This is a genomic window from Gordonia shandongensis DSM 45094, from assembly GCF_000423025.1.
Classification (GTDB): domain Bacteria; phylum Actinomycetota; class Actinomycetes; order Mycobacteriales; family Mycobacteriaceae; genus Gordonia; species Gordonia shandongensis.
The window spans coordinates 242,783-258,884 of record NZ_AUHE01000001.1; the positions used below are offsets into that span (position 1 = coordinate 242,783).

General features: G+C 70.4%; 18 protein-coding genes. 7 read left to right on the top strand and 11 right to left on the bottom strand.

All coding sequences use genetic code 11. The features are described from left to right. Positions 1 to 11: 11 nt before the first annotated feature. The 4 genes from G528_RS0101270 to menE are packed head-to-tail and all read left to right on the top strand — an operon-like array spanning position 12 to position 2,142. The gene (locus G528_RS0101270; protein ID WP_026917383.1) at positions 12 to 284 is read left to right on the top strand and encodes a hypothetical protein; all 273 of its coding nucleotides are present in this window, start codon (positions 12 to 14) and stop codon (positions 282 to 284) included. A gap of 36 nt (positions 285 to 320) precedes the next feature. Next, entirely contained in the window at positions 321 to 632 is a 312-nt protein-coding gene (locus G528_RS0101275) for a DUF3349 domain-containing protein (RefSeq protein ID WP_026917384.1), read from the top strand. An 8-nt stretch (positions 633 to 640) separates the two neighbouring features. Continuing rightward, positions 641 to 985: a DUF3349 domain-containing protein gene (locus G528_RS16020; protein WP_035718521.1), complete on the top strand. Its 345-nt coding sequence runs from the start codon at positions 641 to 643 to the stop codon at positions 983 to 985. Continuing rightward, positions 982 to 2,142 carry an o-succinylbenzoate--CoA ligase gene (menE, locus tag G528_RS0101285; RefSeq protein ID WP_084637966.1) on the top strand — a complete coding sequence of 387 codons (1,161 nt, stop codon included), beginning with the start codon at positions 982 to 984 and terminating at the stop codon, positions 2,140 to 2,142. The genes G528_RS16020 and menE overlap by 4 nt, the downstream gene beginning before the upstream one ends. A 9-nt stretch (positions 2,143 to 2,151) precedes the next feature. Here menE and G528_RS16030 read toward each other — a convergent pair whose 3' ends face one another. After that, on the bottom strand, positions 2,152 to 3,456 hold the full coding sequence (locus G528_RS16030) for a PE-PPE domain-containing protein (protein ID WP_211220583.1): 1,305 nt from the start codon (positions 3,454 to 3,456) through the stop codon (positions 2,152 to 2,154). Between the two features lie 141 nt (positions 3,457 to 3,597). Between G528_RS16030 and G528_RS0101295 the strand changes: the two genes are divergently transcribed. Continuing rightward, positions 3,598 to 4,470, top strand: coding sequence for a 1,4-dihydroxy-2-naphthoate polyprenyltransferase (locus G528_RS0101295; RefSeq protein WP_026917386.1), 873 nt, complete (start codon positions 3,598 to 3,600; stop codon positions 4,468 to 4,470). 25 nt (positions 4,471 to 4,495) lie between these two features. Here G528_RS0101295 and G528_RS0101300 read toward each other — a convergent pair whose 3' ends face one another. From G528_RS0101300 to G528_RS0101315, 4 genes are read right to left on the bottom strand one after another with little or no spacing between them, the layout of a single operon-like run. After that, the gene (locus tag G528_RS0101300; RefSeq protein WP_026917387.1) at positions 4,496 to 7,009 is read right to left on the bottom strand and encodes an ABC transporter permease; all 2,514 of its coding nucleotides are present in this window, start codon (positions 7,007 to 7,009) and stop codon (positions 4,496 to 4,498) included. 30 nt (positions 7,010 to 7,039) lie between these two features. Continuing rightward, on the bottom strand, positions 7,040 to 7,729 hold the full coding sequence (locus G528_RS0101305) for an ABC transporter ATP-binding protein (RefSeq protein WP_035718522.1): 690 nt from the start codon (positions 7,727 to 7,729) through the stop codon (positions 7,040 to 7,042). A gap of 10 nt (positions 7,730 to 7,739) precedes the next feature. After that, the gene (gene cds1 / locus G528_RS0101310) at positions 7,740 to 8,846 is read right to left on the bottom strand and encodes an L-cysteine desulfhydrase Cds1 (RefSeq protein WP_026917389.1); all 1,107 of its coding nucleotides are present in this window, start codon (positions 8,844 to 8,846) and stop codon (positions 7,740 to 7,742) included. Beyond that, positions 8,843 to 9,163: a DUF4229 domain-containing protein gene (locus G528_RS0101315; protein ID WP_026917390.1), complete on the bottom strand. Its 321-nt coding sequence runs from the start codon at positions 9,161 to 9,163 to the stop codon at positions 8,843 to 8,845. The genes cds1 and G528_RS0101315 overlap by 4 nt, the downstream gene beginning before the upstream one ends. 220 nt (positions 9,164 to 9,383) lie before the next feature. On the opposite strand from G528_RS0101315, the gene G528_RS0101320 reads away from it, so the two are divergent. Together G528_RS0101320 and G528_RS18595 are read left to right on the top strand one after the other, a co-directional pair. After that, positions 9,384 to 9,608, top strand: a complete 225-nt coding sequence (locus G528_RS0101320) for a BldC family transcriptional regulator (protein WP_026917391.1) — start codon at positions 9,384 to 9,386, stop codon at positions 9,606 to 9,608. Positions 9,609 to 9,667: 59 nt separating this feature from the next. Further along, a complete protein-coding gene (locus tag G528_RS18595; protein ID WP_169515208.1) occupies positions 9,668 to 9,841 on the top strand; it encodes a hypothetical protein in 174 nt (57 codons plus the stop codon). A gap of 42 nt (positions 9,842 to 9,883) precedes the next feature. Here G528_RS18595 and ccsB read toward each other — a convergent pair whose 3' ends face one another. From ccsB to hemL, 6 genes are read right to left on the bottom strand one after another with little or no spacing between them, the layout of a single operon-like run. After that, complete coding sequence (ccsB, locus tag G528_RS0101330) at positions 9,884 to 10,918, bottom strand: c-type cytochrome biogenesis protein CcsB (protein ID WP_026917392.1); 1,035 nt, start codon at positions 10,916 to 10,918, stop codon at positions 9,884 to 9,886. A gap of 43 nt (positions 10,919 to 10,961) precedes the next feature. Further along, a complete protein-coding gene (gene resB / locus G528_RS0101335) occupies positions 10,962 to 12,575 on the bottom strand; it encodes a cytochrome c biogenesis protein ResB (protein WP_245569637.1) in 1,614 nt (537 codons plus the stop codon). A 56-nt stretch (positions 12,576 to 12,631) separates the two neighbouring features. Continuing rightward, the gene (locus tag G528_RS0101340; protein WP_026917394.1) at positions 12,632 to 13,441 is read right to left on the bottom strand and encodes a cytochrome c biogenesis CcdA family protein; all 810 of its coding nucleotides are present in this window, start codon (positions 13,439 to 13,441) and stop codon (positions 12,632 to 12,634) included. Continuing rightward, positions 13,438 to 14,040 carry a TlpA disulfide reductase family protein gene (locus G528_RS0101345; protein WP_084637967.1) on the bottom strand — a complete coding sequence of 201 codons (603 nt, stop codon included), beginning with the start codon at positions 14,038 to 14,040 and terminating at the stop codon, positions 13,438 to 13,440. The genes G528_RS0101340 and G528_RS0101345 overlap by 4 nt, the downstream gene beginning before the upstream one ends. A gap of 5 nt (positions 14,041 to 14,045) precedes the next feature. Beyond that, positions 14,046 to 14,672, bottom strand: a complete 627-nt coding sequence (locus tag G528_RS0101350) for a histidine phosphatase family protein (protein WP_026917396.1) — start codon at positions 14,670 to 14,672, stop codon at positions 14,046 to 14,048. Next, positions 14,669 to 16,015 (bottom strand): glutamate-1-semialdehyde 2,1-aminomutase, encoded by a 1,347-nt coding sequence (hemL, locus tag G528_RS0101355; protein WP_026917397.1) that lies wholly within the window; start codon positions 16,013 to 16,015, stop codon positions 14,669 to 14,671. The genes G528_RS0101350 and hemL overlap by 4 nt, the downstream gene beginning before the upstream one ends. Between the last annotated feature and the right edge of the window lie 87 nt (positions 16,016 to 16,102).

Here is a 16,102-nt window from a genome sequence, read left to right on the forward strand (position 1 = left end):
GCACACACGTCATGGACATCGTCTCCGCCATCACCAAGGTCCTCGCCGCCGGCCTGCTGCTCGGTGCCGGCCTGCCGGCACTGTTCGCGATCGGGATGCGCCTGGAGGCCGCCGGCCACGGCGACCTCGGCAGGGCCCCGAACCAGACGCTCCGCATCGTCGGCTACGCGGTCATCGGCCTCGTCGCGGTGGTCATCGTCGTCGGCATCCTGTGGGTCACCCGACAGACGCTCAACTACTACCTCGACCTCAAGATCTTCCCCGACTTCGCCTACAAGAAATGATGATCGTCGCGACGATCCGAAAGGCATAGAACACCCATGGCACCATCGCTGTTCGACAACGTCATCAGGTGGATTCGCGCCGGGTACCCCGATGGGGTCCCCGCAGCCGACTACCCGCCGCTCCTGGCGCTGCTGACCCCGGTTCTGTCAGAGTCGGAGATCACCGACATCGTCCTCACACTGGCCCTCGAGCACGGCACCGAGACGCCCGCGACCCCGGAGCGGATCCGCGACGCGATCCACTCGGTCACCGAGCAGGCGCCGTCGGTCGAGGAGACCCGTCAGGTCGCGGCCCGTCTCGCGGCCGCCGGCTGGCCGCTCACCGATCACGTCATCGCCGCGGATTGACCGCCGTCATGGATCGCCCCTCGTTTCTGCGCGGTATCGTCGACTGGCTGCGCGCCGGATATCCCCAGGGCGTTCCACACGGCGACTACCTCCCGCTGTTCGCGCTGCTGCGGCGGCAGCTCACCGACGACGAGATCGCCCAGGTCGCCGCCGAACTGTCGCAGAACGCCGACGATGAGCCGATCAGCCGCATCGACGCCGGCGTCGAGATCTCGAAGATCACCGAGGAACTGCCTCGGGACGAGGACGTGGCCCGGGTCCGCCACACGCTGGAGGCCGCGGACTGGCCGTTCGACGATGATCCCCTCGCGCCGCGTGCGCAGCGTCCGGACGATGCGGGAGACCAGTCCTGAAAGTCCTGCACCCGCTCCCCCTGCCCGCCGGCCCGGCCGTCCTCCGTGCCGAACGCGCGCTGTCCGCGCTGCTCGACGGTGACGTCGCGTATCTTCCGCTGCCGACCGACGATCCGCCGGTCGCCGACCGTCTCACCTCGGCGCTGGGCGTCGGCGACCCCATCGACGACCGGGCGGCTCTCGTGGTCTCGACGTCGGGCACCACGGGCACCCCGAAGGGTGCCGTGCACACCGTGGACTCGCTGCGGGCGTCGGCGGATGCGACGGCCCGGGTCCTCGGCGGTCCGGGCGGCTGGCTGTTGGCCCTGCCCCCTCACCACATCGCGGGGATGCAGGTGATGCTGCGTTCTCTGGCCGCGGGTTCGATGCCCGTCGTGATCGACCTGCGCGGCGGCTTCGATCCGGGCGATCTGCCCGAGGCGATCGACCGGATCGCCGGGCCCCGCCGGTACACCTCGCTGGTGCCCGCCCAGCTCCGCAGGGCACTCGACCACCCGGACGCGGTGGCGGCGCTCCGCGGTCTCGACGCGATTCTGGTGGGCGGCAGCGCCACCTCACCCGAGTTGCTCGGACGCGCCGTCGACGCCGGTCTGTCCATCGTCCGCACGTACGGCATGAGCGAGACGGCGGGCGGCTGCGTCTACGACGGCGTCGCCCTGCCCGGGACGCGGATGCGCATCGACGATCCCGACGAGAGCGGCGTGGGTCGTGTGGCGCTCGGCGGCGCAACCCTGGCGCTCGGCTACCGGAGCGTGCCCGACCATCCGGCGTTCGCCGAACCCGGCTGGTTCCGCACCGACGATCTGGGGGTGATCGTCGACGGTGTGCTCCGCGTGGTCGGCCGCGCCGACGAGGCCGTCTCGTCGGGTGGCCTGACAGTGGTGCCGCAGGTGGTGGAGGCGGTGATCGACGAGCTCGACGCGGTCGCGGAATGCGCGGTGTTCGGCGTGCCCGACGAGACGCTCGGCGAGCGGGTCGCCGCAGCGCTCGTGGTGCGGGCGGGGGCTCCCGAACCGGCGCCGGAGACCGTCCGCACCCATGTGGCCGAACGATTGGGTCGCCACGCCGCGCCCCGCTCGATCGTCATCGTTCCGGATCTGCCGCTCCGCGGTCCCGGGAAGGTCGACCGGCGCGCGCTGCGACGCCGCTTCTCCTGATCGGTCCCGTCAGGCTGCAGCGGTCTCCGGAGCGGCGGGCTCGGGGACTGCCTTCGCCATCGGATCCGGCTCTGCAGCATCCGGTTCTGCAGCATCCGGTTCTGCGGCATCGGGCTCTACGGCATCCGGCTCTGCGACATCCGGCTCTACGACATCCGGCTCTACGGCATCGGGTTCTGCGACATCCGGTTCTGCAACATCGGGTTCTGCGGCATCCGATCCCTCGTCCCCCGCCTCGTCCTCACGGGTCTCGCTCTCGTGGGCAGCATCCGGCTGCGCGGTGACCGCGACCGCCGGATCGGCGGTCTCCGCGGTGAGCTCCCGCATCGGGTAGAAGGCGTCGGCGGCACGATCCCACCGGTCGAGGGTCTTCTCGCTCACCGGTACCCCGACGGCGTCGAAGATCATCGCATTCAGCAGTGCCAGCGGATGGTAGGTGTCGTAGATCCGGTACTCGGAGTTCCCCTCGGCGCTGTAGAGCGTCCGTACGGGCGCCCTGGCCTCCAGGGTGTCGAGGCGCGCGTACGTGTACGGTCCGGTACCCGAGTGGATCGCGAGGAAGCCCGCCGCGTTCACCAGGAGCGACGACGCGGGCCGGTACGGGTTCCACTGCCAGTCGGCGACGGGGTCGCCCTGAACGATCACGTGGACCACCCGCGCGTCCCCGGTGTCCTTCGGGTTCCGGGCACCGTCGTCGGTGACGCCGATGACGCTCATCGCGGCCCCCACGAGGGGGACCCGGCCGAGGCGCGACTTGACTCCCCACGGTCCGCGCGGATCGGAGACGAGCAGGACCGTGTCGTTCGGGCCGAGGAGCCCGGCGGCCGCGGCCTGCTCGGCGGCGGCGCCGAGTGCGTCGGAGCCCTGCGAGTAGCCGGTGTAGACCACCGCCGTGTCGGCGGCCGCCAACGCCCTCATCACCTCGAGGTTCCGGTCCTTCGCCACCGTGGCCGACGCGTCGTAGCTCGGTGCGAGGAAGGGCAGGAGTCTGCCGGACCTTCCGGAGATGATCGGCGCGAACGACTCCGGATAGTTCACGAAGTAGCTCTCCCGTTCCCCCACCAGTCCGTCGATCCGCGGGTGCCTGGTGTCGTCGGTCCCCGGGGTGACCACCACCAGTGACTCGCGGACACCGTCGCCGAGGATGTCGACGAGCGAATCGTGCGTGCCCGCCGGCGCCGGCTGCTCCGCGCTGACGATCGAACCGGCGACCAGATCGCCCACGGCCGCGGGCGTTGCGGCGAGGGCGGGGCCCGCCGCCGTCGACAGTGCGATTCCGCATGCGGCGATGGATGTGGCGGCGGTGCGTCTCACGGTGCTCTCCCTCTCGCGGGCTGCGCCGACACCCCGCCGACGACCGAGAACATCCGATCACGGCGGACCGATGTCGCATAAGTCCAGAACGCGGTGACGTCCGATCGGAGGACACCGGTCCGTCGATGGGATGATGGGCCGGTGGCAACCGTGAGTGAATGGATCGAAGGCGCACGTCCGCGCACCCTCCCCAACGCGATCGCACCGGTCGTGGTCGGCACCGGCGCCGCATGGCATGTCGGGGACGGCGTCAGCTGGTGGCGCGCGGCGTTGGCGTTGGCGGTGTCGGTCTCACTCATCATCGGCGTGAATTTCGCCAACGACTACTCCGACGGCGTCCGCGGCACGGACGACGACCGCGTGGGGCCGATGCGGCTCGTCGGGTCGGGTGCCGCGTCGGCCGCCGCCGTCCGGCTCGCCGCGTTCGGCGCGCTCGGGGTCGGCGCCGTCTGCGGACTGGTGTTGGCGATCTCGACGGCCTGGTGGCTGGTCGTCATCGGTGCGGTCTGCATCGCCGGTGCCTGGTTCTACACCGGAGGCCGGCGCCCGTACGGCTATCAGGGGCTCGGCGAGCTGGCGGTGTTCGTGTTCTTCGGTCCCGTCGCGGTCCTGGGCACCCAGTTCGTCACCGCGGGCCGGGTCGACTGGTTCGGCGTCGCCTGCGCCGTGGGGGTCGGCAGTCTGTCGAGCGCGGTGCTGGTGGCGAACAATCTGCGCGACATCCCGACCGACGCCGAGTCGGGGAAGGTGACGCTCGCCGTGGTGCTCGGTGACGCCCGCACCCGCGATCTGTATACCGCGTTCGCCGCCGTCCCGGTGGTCGCGACGCTCGCCATGACTGTCGCGGCGCCCGGCGCCGCCGCCGGACTGCTGGCGGTGATCCCGCTGGTGAAGCCGGTCCGCGTGGTCCGCGGGGGCGCGTTGGGCCGCGATCTCATCGCGGTTCTCGCACTGACGGGCATCGCGATGCTCGTGTGGGCCCTCGCGACGGCCGTCGGGCTCGCCCTGTCCTGACTGGATCCCGTCCGGGCGGGCGCCGTCAGTCTTCGACGAGCGACGCCGAGATGCCCATCCGCGCGGCCCGGACGGCCGGCACCGCGGCACCGATGAGGCACAGGACCACCGGAACCACCACGTACCCCGCCGACGACGCGTCCATGGAGAAGACGATGTCGATCGACGTCGTCTCGGCGAGTATCCGATCGGCCGACAGGTGCAGGCCGACCCCCATCAGGACGCCGACCGCCGCACCCACCACCGCGATCGCGGCGGCCTCGCCGACCACCATCCGTGAGATGAAGCGTCGCGACGCCCCCATCGCGCGCAGGACCGCCAACTCGCGACGCCGCTCCAACACCGACAGCAGGAGCGTGTTGAGCAGTGCGATCGCGGCCGCACCGGCGACCACCCACTGGATGGCGACGGTGAACGCGCCGGACTGCTCGGCCATCTGCTGTGTGGCCCGCAGCGCCTCGGGGCCGGTGTAGACCCGCACGGGCCGGTCGCCCTGCCCCGGATGGGCCGCTGCGATCTGTTCGAGCGCACCGCGCACCGCATCGCGATCCGCGCCCGGTTCGAGCATCACCTGAAGGTAGGTGTCGCCGTCGCGGTGGAACCACTGCGCCAACCGCTCGTCGGCGATGGCGCCGACACCCGAGTCGATCGAGACGTAGTCGACCGTGTCGCGCACCACCACCTCGTGATATCCGGTGGGCGTCGCGAGGCGCACGGTGTCGCCGGTGTGGACGTCGAGCAGCCGCGCGAGCACCGTCGAGAGCAGGATGCCGTCGCCGGCCATCGTCTGGCGGGCCGCATCGTCGGACGCCTTGCGGAGGAAGGGCGCCGACGCGCCCGGTGTCAGCCCCTGCAGCAGGACGCGGGCGTCGCCCACGTTCACCGACGCCCACTGTCCGCCGACCACCCTGCGGACGCCGGGCACCGCGCGGACCTCGTCGGCGACCTCCGGTTGGAGCGCCGGCCCCAGGGGCACTTCGTCGGCACCGCGCGACGACACGTAGAAGTCGGGGTCGTCGAGTCCGTCGAGCGAATGCCCGATCGAACCGACGAGATTGTCGAGCGATCCCGAGATGCCCATGCCGACGGCGACGGCCACCGTCACCGTCATCACCGTGGCCCACACCCGTCGGGGCGCCCGCTCGGCGTTCACCGCCGCCAGCGTCCCCGGCCCCGACCAGCGGGACGCGACGAACACCACGGCCCGCACGAGCAGGGTCGTCGCCGCGAAGCAGACGAGCAGCGCACCGGCGGCGTAGACGGCGCCCGCCAGGATCGCGCCGCGCCCCTCGACCACATCGGTCATCACCCACGACCCCGCGAGCAGGGCGGCTCCCAGCACGCCGCTCACCGCGAGCAGCCCGGCCGCCGGCGGCTTGGAGTCGGCTGCGGCGCCGGGCACCATCGCCTCCACCGGGGCCACCGCGAAGACCGATCGTGCCGCCAGCACGGTCGCTCCGACGCAGGCGGCGACGCACGCGAGAGTCGCGGCGACCGGCGCATATGCGGGCAGGTGGTAGCCGATCGGGATCCCGACCGAGTCGGCGGAGTCCGGGAGTCGACCCAGGATCCACCGTCCGATGACGATCCCCACCGGGACGCCGATCACCCCGCCGACGAGGCCGAGGACCGCTGCCTCGGCGAGCAGATCGCCGACCAGGTGGCGACGTCGGGCGCCCAGGGCCCGCAACATCGCCATCGACTGGCGGCGCGAGGCGACGGCCATGTTCATCATGTTGAAGACGAGGAACGCCGCGATGACCAGCGACACCATCGACACCAGGAGCGTCGAGTCGTGGGTCACCGATGCGGCGACCTCCGTCTGCTTGACGCGGAAGTCGGGGTCGAGCACCGCGGCGCGACCGCCGACGGCGTCGCGGACCGCGTCGGTCAGCTGGGCCTTCCCCACCCCGCTCTCGGGGACGATCAGCAGTGAGTCGACGGCATCGTCGAGGCCCGCGAGCCGCTGCGCCAATCCCAGATAGGCGAAGACGAAGCGGCCGCCGAGCACCCCGGCGGCGTCGTCGACCACCCCGAGGACCTCGACGTCGACGCCTGCGATCGTCACGTGGTCGCCGCGGTGCAGTCCGGTCGCGGCGCCGACCAGGATGCCGTCGTCCGTGCGGTCGGTGGAGAACTCGTCGCCGGAGCCCTCGACCGCGCGGCGCAGGTCGCCGGACAGCGCGGTCACGTTGAAGTCCGACCCCAGCAGCAGCGTCGGCCGGTCGTCGATGACGACGGTGCTGCGCACCAGCGGCACCACCGCGGCCGCGTCGGGGACCTCGCGACGCAGTTCGCCGGCCAGCGATGCGTCGACCCCGGTGTCGGTGATGCCCGCGACCTCGACGGTGGCGTCACCGGAGATCGCCTCGTCGAACACCCGGACCGATTCCGACATCGACCCGTAGGTGCCCAGCACGGCCACCAGCAGCGCCGACGACACGACGACGACCACCAGTGACGTCAGCACCCGGAGTCGGTGCCCGGCCAGTTCGCGGAGGTTGAGGATCCGGACGCGCGTGAGGCCTGCCCCGATCATGCGCGTCCCCTCATGCCGGCTCGTCCCATGTCAGTCGGCGATCCTGCCGTCGCGGACCGTGACCACTCTGTCGCAGACCTGCGCGGCCGCATCGTCGTGGGTCACCATGAGCACGAGGCGGTCGGGGTCGTCGTGCGCCACTTCGGCGAGGAGGGCCAGCACGTCTGCGCCGGTCGCGGAGTCGAGGTTTCCGGTGGGTTCGTCGGCCAGCAGGATCGTCGGATCCATCATCAGCGATCGGGCGATCGCCACCCGCTGCATCTGGCCGCCCGACAGTTCCGACGGCCGGTGGTCGACCCGACCGCCGAGGCCCACCCGGTCGAGGAGTTCGACGGCCCGCGGCCGCGCCTTGCGCAGCGACTGCGAGTCGAGGAGCCGCGGCAGGGCGACGTTCTCCCACGCCGACAGGGTCGGGACCAGGTTGAAGAACTGGAAGATGAAACCGACGCGGTGACGCCGGAACGCCGAGGACTCGTCGTCGGAGAGGTCCGCCAGGTCGGTGCCGTCGACGGAGATGGTGCCCGAGGTCGGGGTGTCGAGGGCCCCGATGATGTGCAGGAGGGTCGATTTGCCCGCACCGGACGGGCCGACGACCGAGACGAACTGCCCGCCGTCGAGACTCAGCGAGGCCCCGTCCAGCGCCCGCACCGTCTCGGTGCCCATCCGATACTCGCGAACCAGGTCCACGGCGTCGACGACGGCCACCTGTGCACTCCTCATCCGGCGCGCGTCAGGGCGCGGCCCACACCCCCGTCGCCCAGAACTCCTCGATCGCCCGCGTGGGCGGTGCGAGATCGAGGCGCTGCTCGGCGACCCATTGATCGTTGAAGTAGGTGTGATCATATCGGTCGCCGTCGTCGCACAGGAGCGTTACGACGCTGCCGGACTGCCCGGCGGCGACCATGTCGGCGATCACCGAGCAGACGCCCCACAGGTTGGTGCCGGTGGAGCCGCCGACGCGACGGCCCAACTTCTCGCTGAGGAACCGCATCGCGGCCACCGACCCGGCGTCGGGCACTCCGACCATCCGGTCGATCACCTGGGAGACGAACGACGGCTCCACTCGGGGACGGCCGATCCCCTCGATGCGCGATGCCGTCGGTGAGGTCAGCGACCCGTCTCCGCTCTCGTAGGCGGGCAGGAACACGGAGTTCTCGACGTCCACCACGCACAGTCTGCTGGGGTGACGCCGGTAGCGGATGTATCGGCCGAAGGTGGCCGATGTTCCTCCGGTGCCCGCGCCGACGACGATCCACGCCGGGATCGGATGCCGTTCGAGCTCCAGCTGGCGGAACACCGATTCGGCGATGTTGTTGTTCCCGCGCCAGTCGGTGGCGCGTTCGGCCATCGTGAACTGGTCGATGAAGTGGCCGCCGAGTTCGGCTTCGAGCCGTTGGGCCACCGAGTAGATCTCCGACGGCGAGTCGACGAAGTGGCAGGTGCCGCCCTGCGCCTCGATCAACTGCGTCTTGCGGGGCGACGTCCCGGCGACCATCACCGCGATGAACGGAACCCCGATGAGCTTCGCGAAGTAGGCCTCGGAGACGGCGGTCGACCCGGAGGACGCCTCGATGACGGTCGTCTGCGGACCGATCCACCCGTTCACCAGGCCGTACAGGAACAGTGACCGCGCCAGCCGATGTTTGAGCGAGCCGGTGGGGTGCGTCGACTCGTCTTTGAGGTACAGGTCGATCCCCGCGTCCGCGGCCCAACCGGGGAGATCGACCGTCAACAGGTGGGTGTCGGCGCTGCGTCGGGCGTCGGCGTCGATGACCTGGACCGCGTGATCGGCCCAGTCGCGGTCGGCGGATCGTTCGACGACGCGGGTCACGGTCAGTTCTCGCGGCCGCTGAGTCGGGCGTGGAGGTCGTCGCGCTGTGCCTGCCGGCGGGCGTCCACCGCGGCGATCTGCGCGTTGACCCGCAGTCGGAGGGGTTTGAACAGGAGCAGGCCGAGCGGCAGTGCGACCAGCACGCCGAAGGCCGCGGCCGCCACGAACGGAACGTCGACGCCGACTGCTCTGCCGCCGTAGAAGATGACCGCGCCGATCGCCACGACCAGCGCGATGCGCGCCACGGTGTACGCCAGCAGCGCGAGGACGAGGTTCTTGGTCGACGCCGGGACGGCACCGTTCTCGGGACGCGAGTCAGTCATGCCACCAGAGTAACGACTCCGGGGCCCCACCAGCGAATACCCCGTTCGGACGACCGGTCCGGACAGGGCGCCCAACCGGGCCATTGGCCCCTCATCGGGCATTACGGACTCTTTACCAACGCCTGACTGTTCGAGCAACCGGCACATTCGCGTGTATCTGTGGAGTCACCGGCGACACGCCCCCCGTCACCGGTGACCGCACGAAATGAGGAGAGTCTCCATGACCGCACTCGCCGACAACGCCGCCGACAACGCCGGGATGATCACTCCGGCGATGGCGACGCAGCACAACCTGACTCCCGGTCAGGTCGCCGCGATGTTCAACGTGAACCCCAAGACGGTGGCCCGGTGGGCGTCCTCGGGCGTCCTCAAGTCGATCCGCACCCCGGGCGGCCATCGCCGCTTCCGCGAGGCCGACGTCGTGGAGCTGCTGAACCGCTCCTGACCGCCGCCCCGGCGTCCTCCCGATCCGGGTACCGTGGGGGTCGAGGAGGTGCCGGACCCATGGCTTATCTGTTCGCGATCGCGATCATCGCCGCGACCGTCTACATCTCGTGGCGCCTGGTCCAGACTCGTGCGCACGACCAGCAGGAGCCGTCGATCACGCCGCGGCGCCGGGTGGCGCCGCGCGGGCCGGACGACGATCCGGATTTCCTGCGCAGCCTCGACGACCGCTGAATCCGCGCCGGTCTCCCGACCCCCGCATCGGGGTCTCCTGTGTCAGAGTCCGGCGTACGAGTGCAGGCCGGAGACGACCAGGTTGATGATGAACAGGTTGAACAGCAGTGCCACGAATCCGGCGACGCTGATCCAGGCCGCCGCGTTGCGCCAGCCCGCGGTGGCGCGGGCGTGCAGGTACGCGGCGTAGATCACCCAGGCGATGAACGACACCGTCTCCTTGGGGTCCCAACCCCAGAACCGGCCCCATGACGCCTCCGCCCAGATGGCGCCGCAGATGATGCCGATGCCGAACAGCGGGAAGCCGATCACCGTGCACCGGTAGGCGGCCTTGTCGAGCGCTTCGGCGCTGGGCAGGTGGTCCACCAGTCGACGGAAGAACGCGCCGGCACCGGTCGCGGACTCGTCCGAGCCGAGGGACGGCCAGCGGTTCTTGACCAGGTACAGCACGCTGGCGACGCCGGCGACGAAGAGCACGCCGGTGGCGATCGAGATGATCGAGACGTGGATGGCCAGCCAGTACGACTTGAGCGCCGGGACCACGGGGGCGGCCTGCGTGTACAGGAACTTCCCACCGATGAACATCAGCAGGACCACCGGGATCAGCAGGAAGCTGAGCAGTGGCCGCCACTGCTGTTTGCGGAGGAAGACGACGCCCGCGACGACGGCTGCCAGGCAGGTCAGCGAGATGAACTCGTACATGTTGCCCCACGGGGCGCGATCGGTGGCGAAGCCGCGGGTCGCGACCGATCCGATGTGCGCGACCAGGCCGACGATGATGACCGCGAAGGCCATCGACCCGAGACGTTCGCCGGCCGAGACGCGGTCCTGCGGACCGGACACCCGCCCGGGTACGCGATCGTCCACGGCCGTGCCGCCGGATCCGCGCGATGCACCCGTGCCGGCGCCGACCAGTTCGGCCTGCGTCTCGCGGGCGCCGATGCGGGCGAACCGCGCGGCGCCGAGCGCCATCAGGAACAGCACCATGGCGATCACGTAGACCGTGATGCTCGTGGCGTACAGCCAGTCCGAGTATCGCGCGAGCGTCTCGTTGACGTATCCGGCCGAGTCGTTCATGAACCGATCCTCATCTCATCGCCCATCGGAGCGTGGTCCGCCATCACAGTTTGGTCCGTTCGGTGCGGCCGTCGGCGAACAGACCGCGTGCCTGCTCCTCGAAGCCGTCGCCCCAGCCAGCCTGATCCGTGCGGGCCAGCCCGGCAACCTCTACTACACTACGTCGTTCATCGTCGTCGGCACCAGGTGTGATCCGCGCCCAGATCCGGCGACGCCGGATCATCAACGAGATCACCAGGCCGACGACCATCGCGATCGCCGAGATCAGCACACCGGTCTGGGCCGGATCGTTGGAGACCTGGATCGAGACCCAGCGCTGGTAGCCGTCGAACCGGACGGTGACCCCGTCCGGCAGCGCGGTCTGCTCGCCGAGTGCGAGGTTCACCGACGTCCGCTGCTTGAGTCGCCCCTGGTCGATCAGCTGCTGGTCGAGGGTGTACACGTTCTGCGGCCGACCGGTGTCCAGACCGGTGTCGCCCTCGTAGATGCGAACCGCGACGTAGGGCTTGTCGGGGACCGGCGACGCCGAGTCCAACAGACCCTCCTGCGGGAAGACCGCATCGGGTGCGAACAGTCCCTCGAGCGCCACCTGGTGCTTACGCCGCTGATCCTCATCGGGGTACATGCCGGCCGGCGTGTCGAAACGGACCGCGCCCTCCGAGAGCATCGTCTCCGTCGACTGCGGGACGAACACCGTGGTCTCGGTGCGCTTCTCACCGTTCGGGAAGGTCACCGTGAAGGTGGGGGCGAACCCGTTGCCGAGCACGTACACCCGGCTGCCGGCGATCCGCAGCGGCCGGTTCACCTGGACCTGCGTGGTGTCCCATTCGTCGGGCGGTGCGGAGACGTCGGTCGTGTACCGCATCTTCGCGTCGTACATCGCGGGCTGTCCGCTCGGCAGGAAGTCGGCGTCGAAGTGATCGACGCGGATGCAGAACGGGTCCATCCCGGTGCCGTCGACCATCGCCCCCGACCGGAACGAGTCGTACACGGCGGTCGACGTGTTGCACATGACCTGCTCTCCGTCGGCGACGAGGCTGCGGGTGCCCTCGTAACCCCACAGCTTGCCGACCGCAATGGTGATGAGCAGTGCGAGCAGCGCGAAGTGGAAGACGAGGTTGCCGAACTCGCGCAGGTACCCCTTCTCGGCCGACACCTCCACCGCGCCCCGCGGATACCGGTCCGACGGCTCCACCGTCCGGACCGTCGTCCGCCAGCCGCGCAGGTTCTTCTCGATGCGCTCGGCGATCAGCTCGGGTTCGCCGTCGACGGTCTCGGAGATGTGGCGCGGCATCCGGCGCAGGTTGCGGGGCGCCTTGACCGGCGCGGTCCGCAGCGCCTTGTAGTGCTCCCACGTGCGCGGGGTGAGGCAGCCGACGAGCGAGACGAACAGCAGGACGTAGATCGCCGTGAACCACGACGAGGAGAACACGTCGAACAGTTGGAGGCGGTCCATCCACTCGCCGACGGTGCCCTTGTCGGCGATGTACTCGAGCGTCTTGCCCTCGTTGAGGTCCCGTTGCGGCAGCAGCGCGCCGGGAATCGCGGCGAGCGCGAGCAGGAAGAGCAGCGCCAGCGCCGTCCGCATGGAGGTCAGGCCGCGCCACGCCTTGCGAAGCGGGGTCACGACCAGTCGTGAGAAGAGATTCTGTTTCACGGGGTCACTCGAATCGGTCACTCGAAGTCATTGGAACACTCAGATCGGCGGAACACTCAGATCGGCAGCGTGATGTCGGCGAACATTTCCAGGCGGATCCAGTTGACGGCCTCGTTCCACCATCCGGTCACCAGCATGACACCGACGAGGATCATCATCGCGCCGCCGATGAGCTGGACGGTGCGCGCGTGGCGGCGCAGGAATCCGAGGCTGCGCACGGCCCACGCCGACGAGAACGCCAGAATGATGAACGGGATGCCCAGCCCCAGGCAGTAGGCGATGACCAGCACGGTGCCGCGCGCCGCCGACGGGCCGCTGGTGCTCAGGGCGAGCATCTGCACGGCGCCGAGCGTGGCACTGCTGCACGGGATCCACCCGATGGCGAAGACGGCCCCCAGGATCGGCGCACCGACGACACCGGTGTACCGCTTGGGCGTCAGTCGACGATCCTGCTGCAGGAACGGGACCATCCCGACGAACACCAGACCCAGGATGATGGTGATCACTCCGCCGATGCGCTGCATCCACTCCAGCCGCGAGGCGTCGAGGAACACCGACGTGACGCCGAAGATCGTGACGCTCGCCAGGACGTAGACGATCGTGAAGCCGAGGACGAACAGCGCCGCGGCGCCGCCGACCCGCCATCGGCCGGTCTTGCGGCCCTCGCCGACACCGACCGCCGGGGCCTCCGCCCCGACCAGTCCGGCCAGATACGAGAGGTAACCGGGCACCAGCGGGACGACGCAGGGTGACGCGAAGGAGATCAGTCCGACCAGGAGGCTGATCCCGATCGCCGGGATCAGCGCGCCGGAGGCGACGGTGCCCGCGAACGTGCCGCCCAGGTCGGCCAGGACCATCGTGGTCATCGGCCCGGTGCCTCCTCGGCGGCCACGGCGACGACGGCGTCGCGCAGTTCGTCCTCGGTGATCGCACGCAGGTACACGCGGGCCACCCGATGCTCGCGGTCGAGGACCACGGTGGTGGGCACCACGCCCACCGGGGTGCCGAGCGCCGCGAGGCTGGCGCCGCCGTAGTCGTAGATCGACGGGTAGCTCACGCCGCGGTCGCGGACGAAGTCCTGGGCGGTCGACCGGCTGTCGCGGAAGTCGATGCCGACGAACTGCACACCGGAGTCCTTGGTCTCCTGGTAGACCTTCTCCAGTTCGCGGAACTCCTTGCGGCACGGCGGGCACCACGAGGCCCAGATGTTCACGACGACGACCTTGCCGCGGTAGTCGCCGAGCGACACGTCCTCGCCGCCGAGGAGGTTCTCGCCGCGCACGTCCCCGATGTCCTTGCGGTCACCGGGCCCGTACTCGAGGTAGGTCTTCCCGTCGGGTGAGACGAACTGGTTGCCGTTTCCGGTGGCGACGGCGTCATCGCCGGTCGCGCATCCGGTCAGCGCGGTGGCCGCCACCGCGACCGCGCCCACCAGGGCACCGAGCCTTCGACGGAGTGACGACACTGTCCTCACGCCCCGGTGATGCGCGGGTCGGAGGCGCCTGCGGGCTCCGAGTAGACGATGTCGACGAGGGCGTCGCCGTCGTAGATCAGGGACGTCAGCGAGGCCAGCGAACACTGCCGGACCCGCGGGTCGTGCCACAGCCGCTGGCCTTCGAGGAACCGGCGGAGCGTGTACACGGGGAGCTGGTGGCTCACACACACGGCCTCGTGGCCGCGGGCGGCGTCGCGGGCGCAGTTCGCGGCCGCCAGCATCCGGTGCGCGATCTGGATGTAGGGCTCACCCCACGACGGCGTGAACGGGTCGCGGAGTTTGAACCAGTGGCGCGGTTTGCCGAGGGCGCCGTCGCCGACGGCCACCTTGAGGCCCTCGAACTGGTTGTCCGCCTCGATGAGGTCGTCGGTGGTGCTGATCTGCACCCCGTGGGTCTCGGCGATCGGCGTCGCGGTCTCCTGCGCGCGCTGCAGGGGTGAGGCGAAGACGTGGCTGATGTCGTGATCGGCGAGCGACTCCGCCACGGCCCGCGCCTGCGCGCGACCGGTCTCGGAGAGCCGGTAGCCGGGCAGGCGGCCGTACAGGACCCCCTCCGGGTTGTGCACCTCGCCGTGACGCATGAGGTGGACGATCGTCTTCATCGGGTCTCCTCCCGGGGATCACGAGCAGCGGCGGCTGCGGCGGCGGCCGCCGGCAGTGCGTCGGCGATGCGCGCGAAGGCCTCGTCGTCGAGGGCCGCCGACACGAACCACGCTTCGAAGGCGCTGGGCGGCGCGTACACGCCGTGCGCCAGCAGCGCGTGGAAGAAGGGGGCGAAACGCCAGGTCTGGGTGGCCTTGACGGCGTCGTAGTCGACCACCGGGCCGGGCCGGTCGGTGAAGAAGACGCTGAGCAGGTTGCCTGCCTTCTGCACGCGGTGTGGCACGCCCGCGGCAGTCAGCGCGTCGCCGATCAGTCCGGCGAGGCGGTCGGCGTTGGCGTCGAGCGCCGTGTAGACGTCGGCGGTCGCGGTGCGCAGTGTGGCGAGTCCGGCGGCGACGGCCACCGGGTTCCCCGACAGCGTGCCCGCCTGGTACACCGGGCCGACCGGGGCGAGGCGGTCCATGACGTCGGCGCGACCGCCGAACGCCGCTGCGGGCAGTCCACCGCTGCACACCTTGCCGAACGTGTAGAGGTCGCCGGCCACCCCGTCGAGGCCGTAGTGCCCCGCGGGGCTCACGCGGAAGCCCGTCATCACCTCGTCCATGATGAGCAGCGCGCCGTGGTCGGCGGTCACGGCGCGCAGGCCCTCGTTGAATCCGGGAACCGGGGGAACGGCGCCCATGTTGCCCGCGGCGGCCTCGGTGATGACCGCCGCGATGTCGTCGCCGTGTTCGGCGAACACCGCCGACACGGCCTCGAGGTCGTTGTAGGGCACCACGATGGTGTCGTGCGCCGCGGCGCCGGTCACCCCCGGCGAGGTCGGCAGCCCGAGGGTCGCGACTCCCGACCCGGCGTCGGCGAGCAGCGCGTCGACGTGGCCGTGGTAGCAGCCGGCGAACTTCACGATCTTGGAGCGGCCGGTGAAGCCGCGGGCCAGGCGGACCGCCGACATGGTCGCCTCGGTTCCCGAGTTCACCAGGCGGACCCGCGACACCGGGTCGACCCGGTCGATGATCTCCTCGGCGAGTTCGACCTCGGACGCCGTCGGGGCGCCGAACGACAGTCCGGTGCGCGCGGCGCGGGCGACGGCGTCGACGACGGCGGGGTGCGCGTGCCCGAGGATCATCGGACCCCACGAGCACACGAGGTCGACGTAGTCGTTGCCGTCGACGTCAGTGAGTCGCCAGCCGGCGGCCTCGGCGATGAAACGCGGTGTTCCGCCGACCCCGGAGAACGCGCGGACCGGCGAGTTCACACCGCCGGGGATCGCTCGTCCCGCTCGGTCGAAGAGTTCTGCGCTGACAGTTGTGTCCTGGACGGGCAGGTCTCCGAGTGCGGCCATGACATCCAGTGTTCCAAATGCGGGCCCCACGGCCCAATCGCCGCCGACTCCGTCACACCGGCGATGCCGGGTTCGCGACCTTCGCGG